Source organism: Streptomyces sp. NPDC001858 (genome assembly GCF_053594615.1).
The window spans coordinates 117,361-134,043 of the sequence record NZ_JBSFEV010000026.1 but is presented as its reverse complement, the minus strand read 5'-3'; the positions used below and the strand labels follow the sequence as shown (position 1 = coordinate 134,043).

Here is a 16,683-nt window from a genome sequence, read left to right as displayed (position 1 = left end):
CCGTGGGCGCGCTGCTGCCCGCCGAGACCGACCTCGCGGCCCGGTACGGCGTCTCGCGCGGCACGGTCCGCCAGGCGGTCGCCGCCCATTCCGTCGTGGTGGTGCGGGAGCGGTTACGAAGAGGGAGTCGCCGACGCCGACTCGGAGGGCGTTTCGCTCGGTGTGGAGGTGGGCGGATCGCTCGGTGTGGAGGTCGGCGCGGCCGTGACGGTCAGTTCGACCGTAAGCGTCGCTCCGCCGGTGGTGGTGATGCGCAGCACGTACGTGCCGGCGGTGTCGTCCGCGTACAGCTTGGGCAGCTGCAGCAGGCCGGCTGCGTCCGTCCGCAGGTCCAGCGTGCGCACGGCGTTGCCGGCGGCGTCCTTGAAGTAGGGGCCGCTGCCGCCCGCGCCCGAGTTGAGCACGGTGGCGGTGGCCGCGACCTTGCCCGCGGCGGCGCCCCGGTACGTGGCCTTCACCCCGACCTGGTCGGCGAACTCGCCGCCGGCGGTGCTGGTCAGCGCGGTGCTGCCGGTGGCCACGAGGGCGTCGGCGGCACGGGCGGTGACCGTGGCCGTGTGGTCGACGGCGGGAAGCGTGCGGCCGACGACCGTGGCGCGGACGACGAAGTCACCGGTGTTCTCGCCCGCCTTGAGCGCGGGCGCCTGGGCGACGCCCTTGCTGTCGGTGGCGATCGTGGCGACGCTCTCGCCGCCGGCGAAGACGGCGTCCGTGTCGCCGACGATGGTGAAGCGGATCCTGACCTTGCCGACGGTCTTGCCGGCCGCCGTCTCCGCGCGGGCGGCGATCTGCTCGGCGAACGTGTCGCCCGCCATGGCGCTGAGGCTCGCCGCGCCCGCGACCTCCAGGTGGTCGACCGTGTCGCTCGGAGTGGGCGTCGGGATCGGGGTGTTGGGCGTGTTGGGCTTGCTCGGCACGATCGGAGTCGACGGCGTGGTCGGGGCGCTCGGCGTCGTCGGGGTGGACGGCGAGGTCGGCGTGGTACCGGTGTCGTCGTCGCTGCGGTCGCTCGGCACGGTGCCGGTGCCGTCGGGGATCGCGTGCGTGCCCTTGCGGTAGAACTCCAGCCACGACAGGACGGTGTTGAGGTAGTCCGTCGAGTTGTTGTAGCTCAGGATCGCGCTGCGCATGCCGGACGTGGTGGCCATGTCCCAGTCGTAGCGGCACAGGTAGTGGCCGGCGGCGAGCGCGGCGTCGTAGATGTTGTTGGGGTTCTTCAGGCCGTCGCCGTTGCCGTCACGGCCCGCCCACGCCCAGGTGGAGGGGATGAACTGCATGGGGCCCACGGCGCGGTCGTAGGTGCTGTCGCCGTCGTACGCGCCGTTGTCGGTGTCGCTGATGTTGGCGAAGCCGTTGCCGTTGAGGACCGGGCCGAGGATCGGCGTGATCGTGGTGCCGTCGGCGGTCACGTTGCCGCCGGCCGCCTGGCCCGACTCGACCTTGCCGATGGCGGCGAGGAGTTGCCAGGGCAGGTTGCAGCCCGCCTTGGACTGCGCGAGCGCCGCCTCGGCCTTCTTGTAGGCGTCCAGGACGGTGGCGGGGATGCCCGCCTCGCTGCTGCCCGTGGTGGTGGTCGGGGTGGTGGTGGCGGAGCTCGCGCTCGGCGCCGGGGCGGGGGTGGTCAGCGGCGGCAGGTCCGTGTAGTACGGCGAGTTGCCGGTGGCGCTGCCGCTCGTGCCGACGTCCGCGGAGTCCGCGGACGGGACATCGGCGGACGTCCGCCTGCCCTGGCTGTCGGCCGTGACGTCCGGTGCCTGGGACGCGGCCAGAGCCGCGACCACCAGTGCGGCCACGGTCGTGTTGACCGCCCCTTTGCGCAATCTGGTGCCGAAATGCGCCGACATGAAGTGAACCCCTCCCGTGGGACGCCGAACGCCCGTCTACGTCTGCACCCTGTTGTTGCCGTTGTCGTGCCGTTGCCACGCTGGTGCGCTTGCTGCTCTTGTGACGATCAACCCACCCCGGAGGTTGCACCCGCGGGCGGTTTGCACTGTTCTGTTGTGTTGTCCGACGTGCCGCGCAGACACGGCGACCCAGGCGACCCTACGACAACTTCTTTTGCACCGGCACCCGTTCGAGCGTCGTTTTCACCGGCTGGTCACGCGTTGTTGGCCGGGAACCGACGCCCGCGTCCTGGACGTCTTCGATCACCGGGCCACCCGGCCCGTCCGCCGACGTCCGCCTCCGGGAGCCCTGTTGCCGTTCACCCTGAGTCACGCCGTGGCCGTGCTTCCCGCCGTCCGCGTCGACGGCTCCGGCCGCGGACCGCTGGTGCCGGCCGCGCTCCTGGCGGGCTCCTTCGCCCCCGACCTGACCTACTACGCGGCGAGCTTCCTGTCCGGGGCCATGGAGTTCGGCGACGTCACGCACTCCTTCCCCGGTGTGTTCACGGTCGACGTGCTGCTCGCCTGGGCGCTGGTGGGCCTCTGGCTGCTGGTGCGCGAACCGCTGACCGCCCTGCTGCCACGCGCCCGGCAGGGCCGAACGGCGGCCCTCACCCGCTGCGGAACGCCACGCGCGCGTGTACGGCCGTCCACCGTCCTGTGGTGGTACGTCTCGGCGGCCCTCGGCGCCCTGACCCACGTGGTGTGGGACGCCTTCACGCACCTCGACCGCTGGGGCATGCGGCTCTTCCCGGTCCTCGGCGAGCAGATCGCCGGCTCACCGCTGTACTGGTACCTGCAGTACGGAGGTTCGGCCGTGGCCGCCGTCGTCATCGCCGTGTTCGTGACGTACGCGCTGCGCCGGACGCCCGCCGCCGAGCCGATGGGCGTCCCGCTGCTGTCGGTGCGGGACCGCTGGTGGGCCGGCGCCCTGATCGGCGGCTGCGCGCTGGTCGCGGCGGTGCGGCGGGCGACGGTGTGGTGGGACTACTGGGGCTCGCGCGGGGCGAAGCCGTGGGAGTTCGTCCCGACGCTGTGCTTCGGGGCGGGCGCCGGGCTGGTGGTGGGGGTGCTGCTGTACGCCGTCGGCGTGCGGCTGTGGCGACCGGCCGCCCGGGGCGGCTCGGCGGGGCTGCCGCAGCCGGAGCGGGTCAGCGGGGAGCGGAGCCGTCCGGGCGTTCGGTGAGGGGCGTCACGGTCGCGACGAAGACCGGGATGCGGCGGACCGTGCGGGTCGTACGGGGTCTGGGGAGCCGGCCCAGGACGCCGACGGCGAGCGTCAGGAAGCCGCGCGCCGCCTCCGCCCACCGGCGCCGGCCGTCGCCCCGGGGCAGCAGCCGGGTGAGGGCGGCCGGACAGCGCAGCCGCGCGGCCACCGCGCGCAGGACGGTGACGGGGCTCCTGGGGAGACGGGGCGTGGCGGCGCCGGGCGCGAGCGCGGGGCGTGGTCGCCGCCGGCGCACCGCGCCGGGGACGACCTGTGTGTCCGCGGTGGCCGCGGCGTGCACGCGTGCGTGGGCCTTCCGGCGGTGAAGCATGCGTATACCCATGGCCGCATCCTGGCGGCCCGGGGTGCGCGGAGGCCTGTTCTCGGGGGCCACGCGAGTGAGGGCCCTTCGGGGGATGACCGGCGGTGACGACACGCCTCACGGAGCGCCGACTCGTTGCCACGGGACGCGAAGGGGGCCCTGTCACCGCCGACAGCGCCCCGAAGGGGCGCGGGGCGCTGACATCTGCGGCTCCGCCGCGATGGGGGTCCCCCCGCTCGAGCGCAGCCGAGAGTGGGGGAGCGACCAGCCACGACGGCGCCGCAGCTGAACGACGGCACCTCGCCGCACCCCAGCGGAGCGCCTAGTGCGCCGCCGACTCCCAGTCCGGCCCCGCGCCGACCGACACGTCCAGCGGGGCCTTGAGGTGGACGGCCGCGGGCATCTCGCGACGCAGCAGTTCCTCGGTCGCCGCGCGCTCGCCGGGGGCGATCTCCAGGACGACTTCGTCATGGACCTGGAGAAGCATGCGGGACTTGAGGTCCGCCTCGCGCAGGGCCGCGTCGACCTTGAGCATGGCGATCTTGACGATGTCCGCCGCCGTGCCCTGGATCGGCGCGTTCAGGGCCATCCGCTCGGCCGCCTCGCGACGCTGACGGTTGTCGCTGTTGAGGTCGGGCAGATAGCGGCGGCGGCCGAACAGCGTCGCCGTGTAGCCCGTCGCGCGTGCCTCGTCGACCGCCCGGCGCAGGTAGTCGCGTACGCCGCCGAAGCGTTCGAAATAGGCGTCCATCAGCGCGCGGGCCTCGCCCGCGTCGATGTTGAGCTGCTGGGACAAGCCGAACGCGGACAGGCCGTAGGCCAGACCGTAGGACATCGCCTTGATCTTGCGGCGCATCTCCGCGTCCACCGCCGCGGGCTCGACGCCGAACACCTGGGAGGCGGCCGTGGTGTGCAGGTCCTCGCCGGAGGTGAACGCCTCGATGAGGCCCTCGTCCTCCGACAGGTGGGCCATCACGCGCAGTTCGATCTGGCTGTAGTCGGCCGTCATCAGCGACTCGAAGCCCTCGCCGACGACGAAGCCGCGGCGGATGGCCCGGCCCTCGTCCGTGCGGACCGGGATGTTCTGCAGGTTCGGGTCCGTCGACGACAGCCGGCCGGTCGCGGCGACCGTCTGGTTGAACGTGGTGTGGATACGACCGTCGGAGGCGATCGTCTTGATCAGGCCCTCGACGGTGACGCGCAGCTTCGCCTGCTCCCGGTGGCGCAGCATGATCACCGGCAGCTCGTTGTCCGTCTGCCCCGCGAGCCAGGCCAACGCGTCGGCGTCGGTGGTGTAGCCGGTCTTGGTCTTCTTCGTCCTGGGCAGGCCCAGTTCGCCGAAGAGGACCTCCTGGAGCTGCTTGGGCGAGCCCAGGTTGAACTCGTGCCCGGCCGCCGCGTGCGCCTCCTTCACGGCCTGCTGGACGGCGCCCGCGAACATCTGCTCCATGGCCTCCAGATGGGCGCGGTCGGCCGCGATGCCGTGCCGCTCCAGACGGGCCAGAAGGGCGGAGGTGGGCAGCTCCATGTCGCGCAGCAGGTCGGTCGCGCCGACCTCCTCCAGACGCCCGCGGAACGCCTCGCCGAGGTCGACGATCGTGCGGGCCTGCACCATCAGGGCCTCGGCCTCGGCGCCGTCGTCCGCGCCGAAGGCGAGCTGGCCGTCGGCCTGGGCGGCGGGCGCCAGCTCGCGGCCCAGGTACTCCAGGGACAACGCGTCCAGATCGAAGGAGCGGCGGCCGGGCTTGACCAGGTAGGCCGCGAGCGCGGTGTCCATGAAGACGCCGGCGACGGACCAGCCGTGCTCGGCGAAGACGCGCATCGCGCCCTTGACGTTGTGCAGGACCTTGGGGCGGTCCGGCGCGGCGAGCCAGGCCGCCCACGCGGTCTCGTCGGACTCGTCCAGCTCGGTCGGGTCGAACCAGGCCGCCGCTCCCTGGGCCGCGGCGAGCGCGACCTCGGTGACCGACCCGGCGCCCAGCGCCCAGGTGTCGACGGTGGCGACGCCGAGGGTCTCGGCGCCGTGCTCCGCGAGCCAGCCGGCCAGCTCGCCCGTGCCCAGCACGGTGCCGTCCAGCTCCACCCCGCCGGTGGCCACCGGAGTCGCCTCGGCCTCCTCGCCGCCCGGGTCGACGGCCAGCAGCCGCTCGCGCAGCGAGGGGTTCCTGATCTCCAGGGTGTCCAGGACCATCGCGACGGCCGTGCGGTCGTAGGCGGCGCGCTCCAGGTCGGTGACGGCCTGGGGCAGCTCGACGTCCTTGACCATCTCGGTGAGCCGGCGGTTGAGCTTGACGGCCTCCAGGTGGTCGCGCAGGTTCTGCCCGGCCTTGCCCTTGACCTCCTCCACGCGCTCGACCAGCTCCGCGAACGAACCGAACTGGTTGATCCACTTGGCGGCCGTCTTCTCGCCGACGCCGGGGATGCCCGGGAGGTTGTCGGACGGGTCGCCGCGCAGCGCCGCGAAGTCGGGGTACTGGGCGGGCGTCAACCCGTACTTCTCGACGACCTTCTCCGGGGTGAACCGGGTCAGCTCGGAGACGCCCTTCGTCGGATACAGCACCGTGGTGTGCTCCGACACCAGCTGGAAGGAATCCCGGTCGCCCGTGACGATCAGCACCTCGAAGCCCTCGGCCTCGGCCTGGGTGGCGAGCGTGGCGATGACGTCGTCGGCCTCGAAGCCGTCCACCGCGAACCGCGAGACGTGCATCGCGTCGAGCAGCTCGCCGATCAGCTCGACCTGCCCCTTGAACTCGTCCGGCGTCTTGGAGCGGTTCGCCTTGTACTCGGTGAACTCCTCGGAGCGCCAGGTCTTGCGGGAGACGTCGAAGGCGACCGCGAAATGCGTGGGCGACTCGTCGCGCAATGTGTTGGCCAGCATCGACGCGAAGCCGTAGATCGCGTTCGTCGGCTGGCCCGTCGCGGTGGTGAAGTTCTCCGCGGGCAGCGCGAAGAACGCGCGGTACGCCAGCGAGTGCCCGTCCATGAGCATCAGGCGCGGGCGGCTTGCGCCGGAGGGGGTGTCGGTCTTCTTCGTTGCTGTCTCTGCCACGCCCCCGATCCTGCCACGCCCCACTGACACTCGGCCCCGGCCACCGCGACCCGCACCCCATCGCACCCCGACCCGCACCGCGGGCCGCACCCCGACCCGCGCCCGCGGACCACACGGCCCCGCCCGCACGCGCCGGGCCGCCCCGCGCAAGCAATGCGCACACAGGTGAGCAAACCCACAGGAGATCGTTGTCGCTGCCACGTGCGAGGATCGGACAGGTACCGCATTCACCGCGGGACGGCACCCACGGCAGGTCGAAGGAGAGCGTGCGATGGCTACGAAGCCGCCCAAAGCCGATCCGGTCCAGGACGCGCCGCAGATCGCCGAGCCCCAGCACGCGGCGGCCGGCCTGCCGGCCGTCGGACACTCCCTGCGGATCGCCCAGCAGCAGATGGGTGTGAAGCGCACCGCGCTGACGCTGCTGCGCGTCAACCAGAAGAACGGCTTCGACTGCCCCGGCTGCGCCTGGCCCGAGCCCGACCACCGGCACGCCGCCGAGTTCTGCGAGAACGGCGCGAAGGCGGTCGCCGAGGAGGCGACCCTGCGCCGGGTCACCCCCGAGTTCTTCGCCGCGCACCCCGTCGCCGACCTCGCCGGCCGCAGCGGCTACTGGCTGGGCCAGCAGGGCCGGCTCACCCACCCCATGTACCTGCCCGAGGGCGGCGAGCGCTACGAGCCGGTCACCTGGGAGCGCGCCTTCGACATCATCGCCGAGGAGACCGCCGCCCTCGCCTCCCCCGACGAGGCCGTCTTCTACACCTCGGGCCGCACCAGCAACGAGGCCGCGTTCCTCTACCAGCTCTTCGCGCGCGAGCTCGGCACGAACAACCTGCCGGACTGCTCCAACATGTGCCACGAGTCCTCCGGCTCGGCCCTGTCGGAGACCATCGGCATCGGCAAGGGCAGCGTCCTGCTCGAGGACCTCTACAAGGCCGACCTGATCATCGTCGCCGGGCAGAACCCGGGCACCAACCACCCGCGCATGCTCTCCGCGCTGGAGAAGGCCAAGGCGGGCGGCGCGAAGATCATCAGCGTCAACCCGCTGCCCGAGGCCGGCCTGGAGAAGTTCAAGAACCCGCAGACCCCGCAGGGCATGTTCAAGGGCGCCTCCCTCACCGACCTCTTCCTGCAGATCCGCATCGGCGGCGACCAGGCCCTCTTCCGCCTCCTCAACAAGCTCGTCCTGGAGACCGAGGGCGCGCTCGACGAGGCGTTCATCGGCGAGCACACCCACGGCTTCGAGGAGTTCGCCGAGGCGGCCCGTGCCGCCGACTGGGACGAGACGCTCACCGCGACCGGCCTCACGCGCGCGGAGATCGAGGAAACCCTGCGCATGGTGCTCGCCTCCGAGCGCACCATCGTGTGCTGGGCCATGGGCCTCACCCAGCACAAGCACTCCGTGCCGACCATCCGCGAGGTCGTCAACTTCCTTCTCCTGCGCGGCAACATCGGCCGCCCCGGCGCCGGCGTCTGCCCGGTGCGCGGTCACTCGAACGTGCAGGGCGACCGCACCATGGGCATCTTCGAACGGCCCGCCCCGGCCTTCCTGGACGCCCTGGAGAAGGAGTTCGGCTTCGCGCCCCCGCGCGAGCACGGCTTCGACGTCGTGCGCGCCATCCGCGCACTGCGCGACGGCGAGGCGAAACTCTTCTTCGCCATGGGCGGCAACTTCGTGGCCGCCTCCCCCGACACCGACGTCACCGAAGCGGCCATGCGCCGCGCCCGGCTGACGGTCCACGTGTCGACGAAGCTCAACCGCAGCCACGTCGTCACGGGCGCGCGTGCGCTGATCCTGCCCACCCTCGGACGCACCGAGCGCGACCTCCAGGGCGGCGGCGAGCAGTTCGTGACCGTCGAGGACTCCATGGGCATGGTGCACGCCTCCCGCGGCCGGCTCGCGCCCGCCAGCGCCCGCCTGCTGTCCGAACCGGCCATCGTCTGCCGCCTCGCGCGGCGCGTCCTCGGCGAGAACAGCAGGACGCCGTGGGAGGAGTTCGAGAAGGACTACGCGACCATCCGGGACCGCATAGCGCGGGTGATCCCCGGCTTCGAGGACTTCAACGCGCGCGTGGCCGAGCCGGGCGGCTTCACCCTCCCGCACGGCCCCCGCGACGAGCGCCGCTTCCCCACGGCCACCGGCAAGGCCAACTTCACCGCCGCCCCGGTCGAGTACCCGAAGCTGCCCGAGGGCCGTCTGCTGCTGCAGACGCTGCGCTCGCACGACCAGTACAACACCACGATCTACGGCCTCGACGACCGCTACCGCGGCATCAAGAACGGCCGCCGCGTCGTGCTGGTCAACGCCGAGGACGCGCGCGCGTTCGGGCTCGCGGAGGGCTCCTACGTGGACCTGATCAGCGAGTGGAAGGACGGCGTGGAGCGGCGGGCGCCCGGCTTCCGCGTCGTGCTCTACCCGACCACCCGGGGCTGCGCGGCCGCCTACTACCCGGAGACGAACGTGCTGGTCCCGCTGGACGCCACCGCGGACACGAGCAACACGCCGGCCAGCAAGTCCGTCGTGGTCCGTCTGGAACAATCGTCCACCGACTGAGCGTTTGCTCAGTGACGCTGGACTGGATCGACGAACGGAGCCGGGCCCCATGGGCGAGCAGCAGCACGTGAAGTTCCCGCAGGAAGTCATCGACGAGTACGCCGCGCTCGGCGTCGACATCCTCGCCCTGTTCTCCGCCGGACACCTCGGCAACCGCATGGGCGTGCAGATCGTCGAGGCGGCCGCGGACCGCGTCGTCGGCCATATGCCGGTCGAGGGCAACACCCAGCCCTACGGACTGCTGCACGGCGGCGCCTCCGCCGTCCTCGCCGAGACCCTCGGCTCCGTCGGCGCCATGCTGCACGGCGGCAGCACCAAGATCGCCGTCGGCGTCGACCTGAACTGCACCCACCACCGCGGGGTCCGCTCCGGCCTCGTCACCGGCGTGGCCACCCCCGTGCACCAGGGGCGCTCCACGGCCACGTACGAGATCGTCATCAGCGACGAGCAGGGGCGACGCGTGTGCACCGCGCGGCTGACCTGTCTGCTGCGGGACGTACGGGCCGGCGACGGCGCGAACATCCCTTCGGCCGGCTGACGACCCGGCGGCCCAAGCGTTTCCCTGCGGCGCCGTCGTGGCCGGTCGCCCAGTTCCCCGCGCCCCTTCAGAACGCTGCCGAACCGCAGCCGAATTCGCCCGACCCGTTTAGCGTTGAAGCATGACCACGGGACGGGCCCCCAGGGCGGGAGCGACGGCACGACTGCTCGGGCCGGCGCTGCCGGCGGGGGCGTTGGCGACCACCACCGGCTGCGGCGGCCCACCCGGCGACAGCACGGCCACCCGCACGCCCTCGCCGTCCAGCGCCTCGTACGAGATCCTGCGGACCGTCGTGGACGCGGCGCGGGCCGCCGAGAAGACCCAAGGAGCCGACGCCGCGGACGAGTTGAGCGACCGCGAGACCCGCGTGGGCTGCACCGACGGGTACCGCTCCGGCGGCCCCGGCGAAGGCCCCTGGCAGTGAGCGGCGTCGGCCCCGTGGAGCCCGGCGAGGGCACACGCGCGTGGGACACCCCGCAGACGCTCGGCTCACACCACGCCCCCGACTCCCTCGACTCCCCCGACTCCCCCGACTCCCCCGACGCGCAGTCCCCAACTCCCGTCAGGGGCGCCCTCGCTCGCCTCGCCCGCTTCCACCGCGCCCACCGCCGGGCCGCGTCCGCCGCCCTCGCCGCCGTGCTGCTCCTCGCCGGCGGCGGCTATCTGTACGCGACCCGGCCGCAAAAAACCGAACCGGCCGCCCCCGCACCGCCGTTCCCGTCCCAGACGGTGGACGTCAGCTACCTGGGCGAGATCGCCGTCCCGCCCGGCACCCGTCCGCGCACCTTCGCCTTCGAAGTGCTGCTGTCCGTGGACTCGGGCCCGCCGGTCACCCTGACGCGGCTGACCCAGCCTTACGCCGGGCTCACCCTGACCTCGGCTCCGCCGGCGCCGTTCCGTACCGAAAAGGGCGCCGCGCGCAAAATCGTCGTCACTGTGCATGTGTCGGAATGCGGAAAAGTGCCGAGGAACGTCGGACTCCCTTTCCTGGACGTAACTCTACGTAATGCGCGCGCAATACAGGATCACAGCTTCATCCTGGGACCACGCTATGCGCACGACCTCTCCGAAGCCCTACAGGTCGCCTGCGGCAACGAATCTACGTAATCACCAAAATGCCTGAGACGCCTGAACGCCCCTGGGTTCATCCTGCACTTTCTCACCATGCGGACAGGGCGAATCGGCCTGAATTCAACTGTTCCACCCACCGCGTACCGCTCTGCATTACCTCGTGTCATAACAAGAGAGTCACAGCATCGGTCAGACCCTCCTCCCCGTAACCCCCACCCGCTTAGAGTCACGCCCAGTCACCGCGCGGCTGGAATACCCCTTCGGCCAGACGCTCGACTCGGCCTCTTCCAGGGGGGAGGGCCGCCCATGGAAAGGACTGGAACGTGCGTCAACGTTCGCTCATCGCCATCACCGCCGCGCTGTCCGCCGGAGCTCTCACCCTGACCGCCTGCGGTTCGCGCGACAGTGACGACAAGGGCTCCGACAGCGGCGGCACCACCGTCACCATCGGCGTCGACGCCCCGCTCACCGGCGACCTGTCCGCGCTGGGCCTCGGCATCAAGAACTCGGTCGACCTCGCCGCCAAGACGGCCAACAAGCAGAAGTACGTCGACGGCGTCACCTTCAAGGTCGTCGCCAAGGACGACCAGGCGCAGCCTTCCGCGGGCCAGCAGAACGCCACCGCCCTCGTCGCCGACAAGAGCGTCCTCGGCGTGGTCGGCCCGCTGAACTCCTCCGTCGCCGAGTCGATGCAGAAGGTCTTCGACGACGCCAAGCTGGTCGAGATCTCCCCGGCCAACACCAACCCGGCGCTCACGCAGGGCACCGACTGGGCCACCAGCAAGAAGCGCACCTACTCCTCGTACTTCCGCACCGCGACCACGGACGCCATCCAGGGCCCGTTCGCCGCGCAGTACGTCTTCAACGACGCCAAGAAGAAGAAGGTCTTCGTCATCGACGACAAGAAGACCTACGGCGCCGGCCTCGCCGCCACCTTCACCGCGGAGTTCAAGAAGCTCGGCGGCACCGTCGCCGGCACCCAGCACATCAACCCGGACAGCAAGGACTTCTCCGCGGTCGCCACCCAGGTCAAGAACTCCGGCGCCGACGTCGTCTACTACGGCGGCGAGTACCCGCAGGCCGGCCCGCTGAGCAAGCAGATCAAGGCCGCCGGCGCCAAGATCCCCGTGGTCGGCGGCGACGGCATCTACAGCGCCGAGTTCATCAAGCTCGCCGGCGCCACCGCCGCCGGCGACCTGGCCACCTCGGTCGGCGCACCGGTCGAGGAACTGGCCTCCGCCAAGGAGTTCGTGGCCAACTACAAGACCGAGGGCTACAAGGAGGCCTACGAGGCCTACGGCGGCTACTCCTACGACTCCGCCTGGGCGATCATCGAGGCCGTCAAGAAGGTCGTCGACGACAACGGCGGCAAGCTGCCCGACGACGCCCGCGCCAAGGTCACCGCGGCCGTCCAGAACGTCTCCTTCGACGGTGTGACCGGCAAGGTCTCCTTCGACGAGTTCGGCGACGCCACCAACAAGCAGCTCACCGTCTACGCCGTCGAGAACGGTGCCTGGAAGGCCGTCAAGTCCGGCACCTACACCGGCTGACCCACACCCGCACCACAGCTGAGCCGCGCGGGGCGCTGTTCCATGGCGCCCCGCGCGGACTCACATCCGGCCCCCCGTCGAAACATCCGAACCGTCTCGGAGGACATGCGGTGAACGAACTGCCGCAGCAGCTGGTCAACGGCCTGCTACTGGGATCCATGTACGGGCTTGTCGCCATCGGCTACACAATGGTCTATGGCATTGTCCAGCTCATCAACTTCGCCCACGGCGAAATCTTCATGACCGGAGCGTTCGGCGCTCTCACGGTCTACGCATACGTACTCCCCGACGGCACATCCATGGCCATAGCCCTGCCACTGATGCTCGTCGGCGCCGTGATGGTCTCCGTGACCGTCGCCGTGGGAGCGGAACGATTCGCCTACCGTCCGCTGCGCAACGCACCCCGCCTCGCCCCGCTCATCACCGCCATCGGCCTCTCCCTCGCCCTCCAGCAGGCCGTCTGGGCCTGGTACCCCGAGGCCAAGTCCGCCCGCGTCTTCCCCCAGATCGACGGCGGCCCCTTCAACTTCGGCGACGTCACCATCCAGACCGGCGACGTCTTCCTCCTCATCGCCGCCCCCATCAGCATGGCCATCCTCGGCTACTTCGTCATGAAGACCCGCACCGGACGCGGCATGCAGGCCACCGCCCAGGACCCCGACACGGCCAAGCTCATGGGCGTCAACACCGACCGCATCATCGTGATCGCCTTCGCCCTCGGCGCCACCTTCGCGGCCATCGGAGGCGTCGCCTACGGCCTCAAGTACGGCCAGGTCTCCTTCACCATGGGCTTCCTCCTCGGCCTCAAGGCCTTCACCGCAGCCGTCCTCGGCGGCATCGGCAACATCTACGGAGCCATGATCGGCGGCCTCGTCCTCGGCGTCGTCGAAACCCTGGCCACCGCCTACATCGCCGACATCCCCGGCATGAGCCAGTTCGGCAGCAACGCCTGGGCCGACGTCTGGGCCTTCGTACTCCTCATCCTCGTGCTCCTCCTGCGGCCCCAGGGCCTGCTCGGCGAGCGCGTCGCGGACAGGGCGTGACACCGATGACAACACAGACCACCACCGCCGAAGCGCTCGGCAAGACCGCTTCCGCCCAGGCCGGCCTCATCGGCATCCCGGCACCCATCGCCCGCGCCCTCGCCACCGGCGGCGCCGTCCTCACCATCATCTCCACCTTCCTCGCCTGGACCTGGACCAGCGCCTTCCCCGGCGACCTCACTGTCTACGGCTACCCCGGCGGCCTCCAGGTCCTCGTCCTCATCGGCGGCGCCCTCACCACCCTCTTCGCCCTCGCCTCCTACGGCGTCAAGGGCCTCGGCTGGCTGATCCCCGCAGGCAGCGACGGCGCCATCAAGTTCGCCGCCCTCGCCACCTTCGCCACCAGCTGGTACACGGTCATCGCGATCAGCGCCGACCTCGGCGGCGTCGTCAACCTCGAAATCGGCGGCTACCTCGTCGCCATAGGCAGCCTCACCGCCTTCCTCGGCGCCCTCGCCCTGCCCTTCGAGCACCCCGAAGCCGACCCGATCGACCCCGACGACACCGCGTGGGAACACCGCAAGCACCAGGCCGCCCACCAGTGGGACACCGTCAAGGCCGCCTTCGCCTCCGGCACCGCCAAGCCCGTCGGCAAGCTCCCCTCCTACGCCGAGATCCTGATCATCGTCGCCGTACTCGCCCTCGGCCTCACCGTCTTCACCTACGGCATCGGCACCGAGTACGACGAACTCTTCGTCGGCTTCCTCATCACCGCCGGCTTCGGCTTCGCCGCCCTCAACAAGTCCGGCCTCGTCGCCCAGGCAAGCCAGATCACCGCCCGGCACCAGAACATCACCACCTGCGGCGCGTTCGTCGCCGCCGCACTCTTCCCCTTCACCCAGACCGACGACCAGTACGCGACCGTAGGCGTCTACATCCTCATCTTCGCCACCGTCGCCCTCGGCCTGAACATCGTCGTCGGCCTCGCCGGACTCCTCGACCTCGGCTACGTCGCCTTCCTCGGCGTCGGCGCCTACGCCGCCTCACTCGTCTCCGGCTCCCCCAGCTCGCCCTTCGACGTGCACTTCCCGTTCTGGGCCGCCGCCCTCGTCGGCACCGCCGCCTCTCTCGTCTTCGGCGTCCTCATCGGCGCCCCCACCCTGCGACTGCGCGGCGACTACCTCGCCATCGTCACCCTCGGCTTCGGCGAGATCTTCCGCATCACCGCCAACAACCTCGACGGCACCTCCGGCCCCGACATCACCAACGGTTCCAACGGCATCTCCTCCATCCCGAACCTCAACATCCTCGGGTTCGACTTCGGCGCCGTCCACGACATCGGCGGATTCAGCATCGGCCGCTTCGCCAACTACTTCTTCCTGATGCTGATCATCACCGCCATCGTCGTCACCGTCTTCCGACGCAGCGGCGACTCCCGCATCGGCCGCGCCTGGGTCGCCATCCGCGAAGACGAGACCGCCGCCCTCGCCATGGGCATCAACGGCTTCCGCGTCAAGCTCATCGCCTTCGCCGTCGGCGCCTCCCTCGCCGGACTCGCCGGTACCGTCCAGGCCCACGTGACCTACACCGTCACCCCCGAGCAGTACGTCTTCGCCGGCGCCATCCCGCCCAACTCCGCCTTCCTGCTCGCCGCAGTCGTCCTCGGCGGCATGGGCACCATCAGCGGCCCCCTCATCGGCGCCTCCCTGCTCTACCTCATCCCCAACAAGCTCCAGTTCTTCGGCGACTACCAGCTCTTCGCCTTCGGCCTCGCACTCATCCTGCTGATGCGCTTCCGCCCGGAAGGCATGATCCCCAACCGGCGCCGCCAGCTCGAATTCCACGAAGACGCCGAAGCGCCCACCGTCCTCACCAAGGCAGGGGCCTGACCACCATGACCAGCGACACCACCACCAAGGACGCCCCTGTCGCCCCCGTCGGCGAAACGGTGCTCGACGCCCGCGGCGTCACCATGCGATTCGGCGGCCTCACCGCCGTCCGCAACGTCGACCTCACCGTCAACAGCGGCGAGATCGTCGGACTCATCGGCCCCAACGGCGCCGGCAAGACCACCTTCTTCAACTGCCTCACCGGCCTCTACATCCCCACCGAGGGAGAGGTCCGCTTCAAGGGCAACGTCCTGCCGCCCAAATCCTTCAAGGTCACCGCCGCCGGCATCGCCCGCACCTTCCAGAACATCCGGCTCTTCGCCAACATGACGGTCCTGGAAAACGTCCTCGTCGGCCGCCACACCCGCACCAAAGAAGGCTTCTGGTCGGCCATCCTCCGCCTCCCCGGCTTCCACAAAGCCGAAGCCGCCTCCCGCGAACGCGCCATGGAACTCCTCGAGTTCGTCGGACTGGAGAAGAAGGCCGACCACCTCGCCCGCAACCTCCCCTACGGCGAACAGCGCAAGCTGGAGATCGCCCGCGCACTCGCCAGCGAACCCGGTCTGCTCCTCCTCGACGAGCCGACCGCCGGCATGAACCCGCAGGAAACCCGCGCCACCGAAGAACTCGTCTTCGCCATCCGCGACCAGGGCATCGCCGTCCTCGTCATCGAGCACGACATGCGCTTCATCTTCAACCTCTGCGACCGCGTCGCCGTCCTCGTCCAAGGCGAAAAACTCGTCGAAGGCGACAGCGCCACCGTCCAGGGCGACGAACGAGTGGTCGCCGCCTACCTCGGCGAACCCTTCGAAAACGCCCCCGGCGCAGAAGAGATCGCCGAAGTCGAGGCCGCCGAAGCGAACGCCGACAGCGCCGCCACCCCGACGGACGCCGCGCCCGCCAAGGAGAACGACCGATGACCGCACTGCTCGAAGTCGAAGACCTCCGAGTCGCCTACGGCAAGATCGAAGCCGTCAAGGGCATCTCGTTCAAGGTCGAGGCCGGCGAAGTCGTCACCCTCATCGGCACCAACGGCGCCGGCAAGACCACCACCCTGCGCACCCTCTCCGGGCTCCTCAAGCCCGTCGGCGGCCAGATCAAATTCAACGGCAAATCGCTGAAGAAGATCCCCGCCCACAACATCGTCAGCCAGGGACTCGCCCACTCCCCCGAGGGCCGGCACATCTTCCCCCGCATGACGATCGAGGACAACCTCCGCCTCGGCGCCTTCCTCCGCAGCGACAAGGCAGGCATCGAGAAGGACATCCAGCGCGCCTACGACCTCTTCCCCATCCTGGGACAGCGCCGTAAGCAGGCCGCGGGCACCCTGTCCGGCGGCGAACAGCAGATGCTGGCGATGGGCCGCGCCCTCATGTCCCAGCCGAAGCTGCTGATGCTGGACGAGCCCTCCATGGGTCTCTCCCCCATCATGATGCAGAAGATCATGGCGACCATCGCCGAGCTGAAGTCCCAGGGCATGACGATCCTGCTCATCGAGCAGAACGCCCAGGCCGCCCTCTCGCTCGCCGACCACGGTCACGTCATGGAGATCGGCAAGATCGTCCTCTCCGGCACCGGCCAGGACCTCCTGCACGACGAGTCCGTCCGCAAGGCGTACCTCGGCGAGGACTGAGTTCCCT

The 16,683-nt window shown here is 70.5% G+C and carries 13 protein-coding genes and 1 pseudogene; 11 read left to right on the top strand and 3 right to left on the bottom strand.

All coding sequences use genetic code 11. The annotated features are described in order from the left end of the window. Positions 1-152, top strand: a pseudogene (locus tag ACWCPF_RS30485) (GntR family transcriptional regulator); the annotation flags it as partial. Here ACWCPF_RS30485 and ACWCPF_RS30480 read toward each other — a convergent pair. Continuing rightward, positions 114-1,844 (bottom strand): lytic transglycosylase domain-containing protein, encoded by a 1,731-nt coding sequence (locus ACWCPF_RS30480; protein ID WP_451048315.1) that lies wholly within the window; start codon positions 1,842-1,844, stop codon positions 114-116. The pseudogene ACWCPF_RS30485 and the gene ACWCPF_RS30480 overlap by 39 nt on opposite strands. A 352-nt stretch (positions 1,845-2,196) precedes the next feature. Here ACWCPF_RS30480 and ACWCPF_RS30475 point away from each other — a divergent pair, with 352 nt between their 5' ends. After that, the gene (locus tag ACWCPF_RS30475; protein WP_451048314.1) at positions 2,197-3,069 is read left to right on the top strand and encodes a DUF4184 family protein; all 873 of its coding nucleotides are present in this window, start codon (positions 2,197-2,199) and stop codon (positions 3,067-3,069) included. Here ACWCPF_RS30475 and ACWCPF_RS30470 read toward each other — a convergent pair. Together ACWCPF_RS30470 and polA are read right to left on the bottom strand one after the other, a co-directional pair. Next, positions 3,035-3,433 carry a hypothetical protein gene (locus tag ACWCPF_RS30470; RefSeq protein ID WP_451048313.1) on the bottom strand — a complete coding sequence of 133 codons (399 nt, stop codon included), beginning with the start codon at positions 3,431-3,433 and terminating at the stop codon, positions 3,035-3,037. The two genes, ACWCPF_RS30475 and ACWCPF_RS30470, sit on opposite strands and share 35 nt — an antisense overlap. Before the next feature lie 301 nt (positions 3,434-3,734). Next, positions 3,735-6,461, bottom strand: coding sequence for a DNA polymerase I (gene polA / locus ACWCPF_RS30465; protein WP_451048312.1), 2,727 nt, complete (start codon positions 6,459-6,461; stop codon positions 3,735-3,737). Positions 6,462-6,732: 271 nt separating this feature from the next. On the opposite strand from polA, the gene ACWCPF_RS30460 reads away from it, so the two are divergent. From ACWCPF_RS30460 to ACWCPF_RS30420, 9 genes are all read left to right on the top strand, one after another. Next, positions 6,733-9,012, top strand: coding sequence for an FdhF/YdeP family oxidoreductase (locus ACWCPF_RS30460; protein WP_451048311.1), 2,280 nt, complete (start codon positions 6,733-6,735; stop codon positions 9,010-9,012). Between the two features lie 49 nt (positions 9,013-9,061). After that, positions 9,062-9,550, top strand: a complete 489-nt coding sequence (locus ACWCPF_RS30455) for a PaaI family thioesterase (protein WP_451048310.1) — start codon at positions 9,062-9,064, stop codon at positions 9,548-9,550. 121 nt (positions 9,551-9,671) lie between these two features. Then, a complete protein-coding gene (locus ACWCPF_RS30450; RefSeq protein ID WP_451048309.1) occupies positions 9,672-9,974 on the top strand; it encodes a hypothetical protein in 303 nt (100 codons plus the stop codon). Then, positions 9,971-10,657, top strand: coding sequence for a Tat pathway signal sequence domain protein (locus ACWCPF_RS30445; protein ID WP_451048308.1), 687 nt, complete (start codon positions 9,971-9,973; stop codon positions 10,655-10,657). Before ACWCPF_RS30450 ends, ACWCPF_RS30445 begins: the two co-directional genes overlap by 4 nt. Positions 10,658-10,944: 287 nt before the next feature. Further along, positions 10,945-12,171: a branched-chain amino acid ABC transporter substrate-binding protein gene (locus ACWCPF_RS30440; RefSeq protein WP_451048307.1), complete on the top strand. Its 1,227-nt coding sequence runs from the start codon at positions 10,945-10,947 to the stop codon at positions 12,169-12,171. Between the two features lie 110 nt (positions 12,172-12,281). Then, positions 12,282-13,214, top strand: a complete 933-nt coding sequence (locus ACWCPF_RS30435; RefSeq protein WP_451048306.1) for a branched-chain amino acid ABC transporter permease — start codon at positions 12,282-12,284, stop codon at positions 13,212-13,214. Positions 13,215-13,219: 5 nt separating this feature from the next. Beyond that, on the top strand, positions 13,220-15,043 hold the full coding sequence (locus tag ACWCPF_RS30430) for a branched-chain amino acid ABC transporter permease (RefSeq protein WP_451048305.1): 1,824 nt from the start codon (positions 13,220-13,222) through the stop codon (positions 15,041-15,043). A 5-nt stretch (positions 15,044-15,048) separates the two neighbouring features. Continuing rightward, positions 15,049-15,963, top strand: coding sequence for an ABC transporter ATP-binding protein (locus tag ACWCPF_RS30425; RefSeq protein ID WP_451048304.1), 915 nt, complete (start codon positions 15,049-15,051; stop codon positions 15,961-15,963). Next, a complete protein-coding gene (locus tag ACWCPF_RS30420) occupies positions 15,960-16,676 on the top strand; it encodes an ABC transporter ATP-binding protein (RefSeq protein ID WP_451048303.1) in 717 nt (238 codons plus the stop codon). The genes ACWCPF_RS30425 and ACWCPF_RS30420 overlap by 4 nt, the downstream gene beginning before the upstream one ends. Positions 16,677-16,683 lie beyond the last annotated feature (7 nt).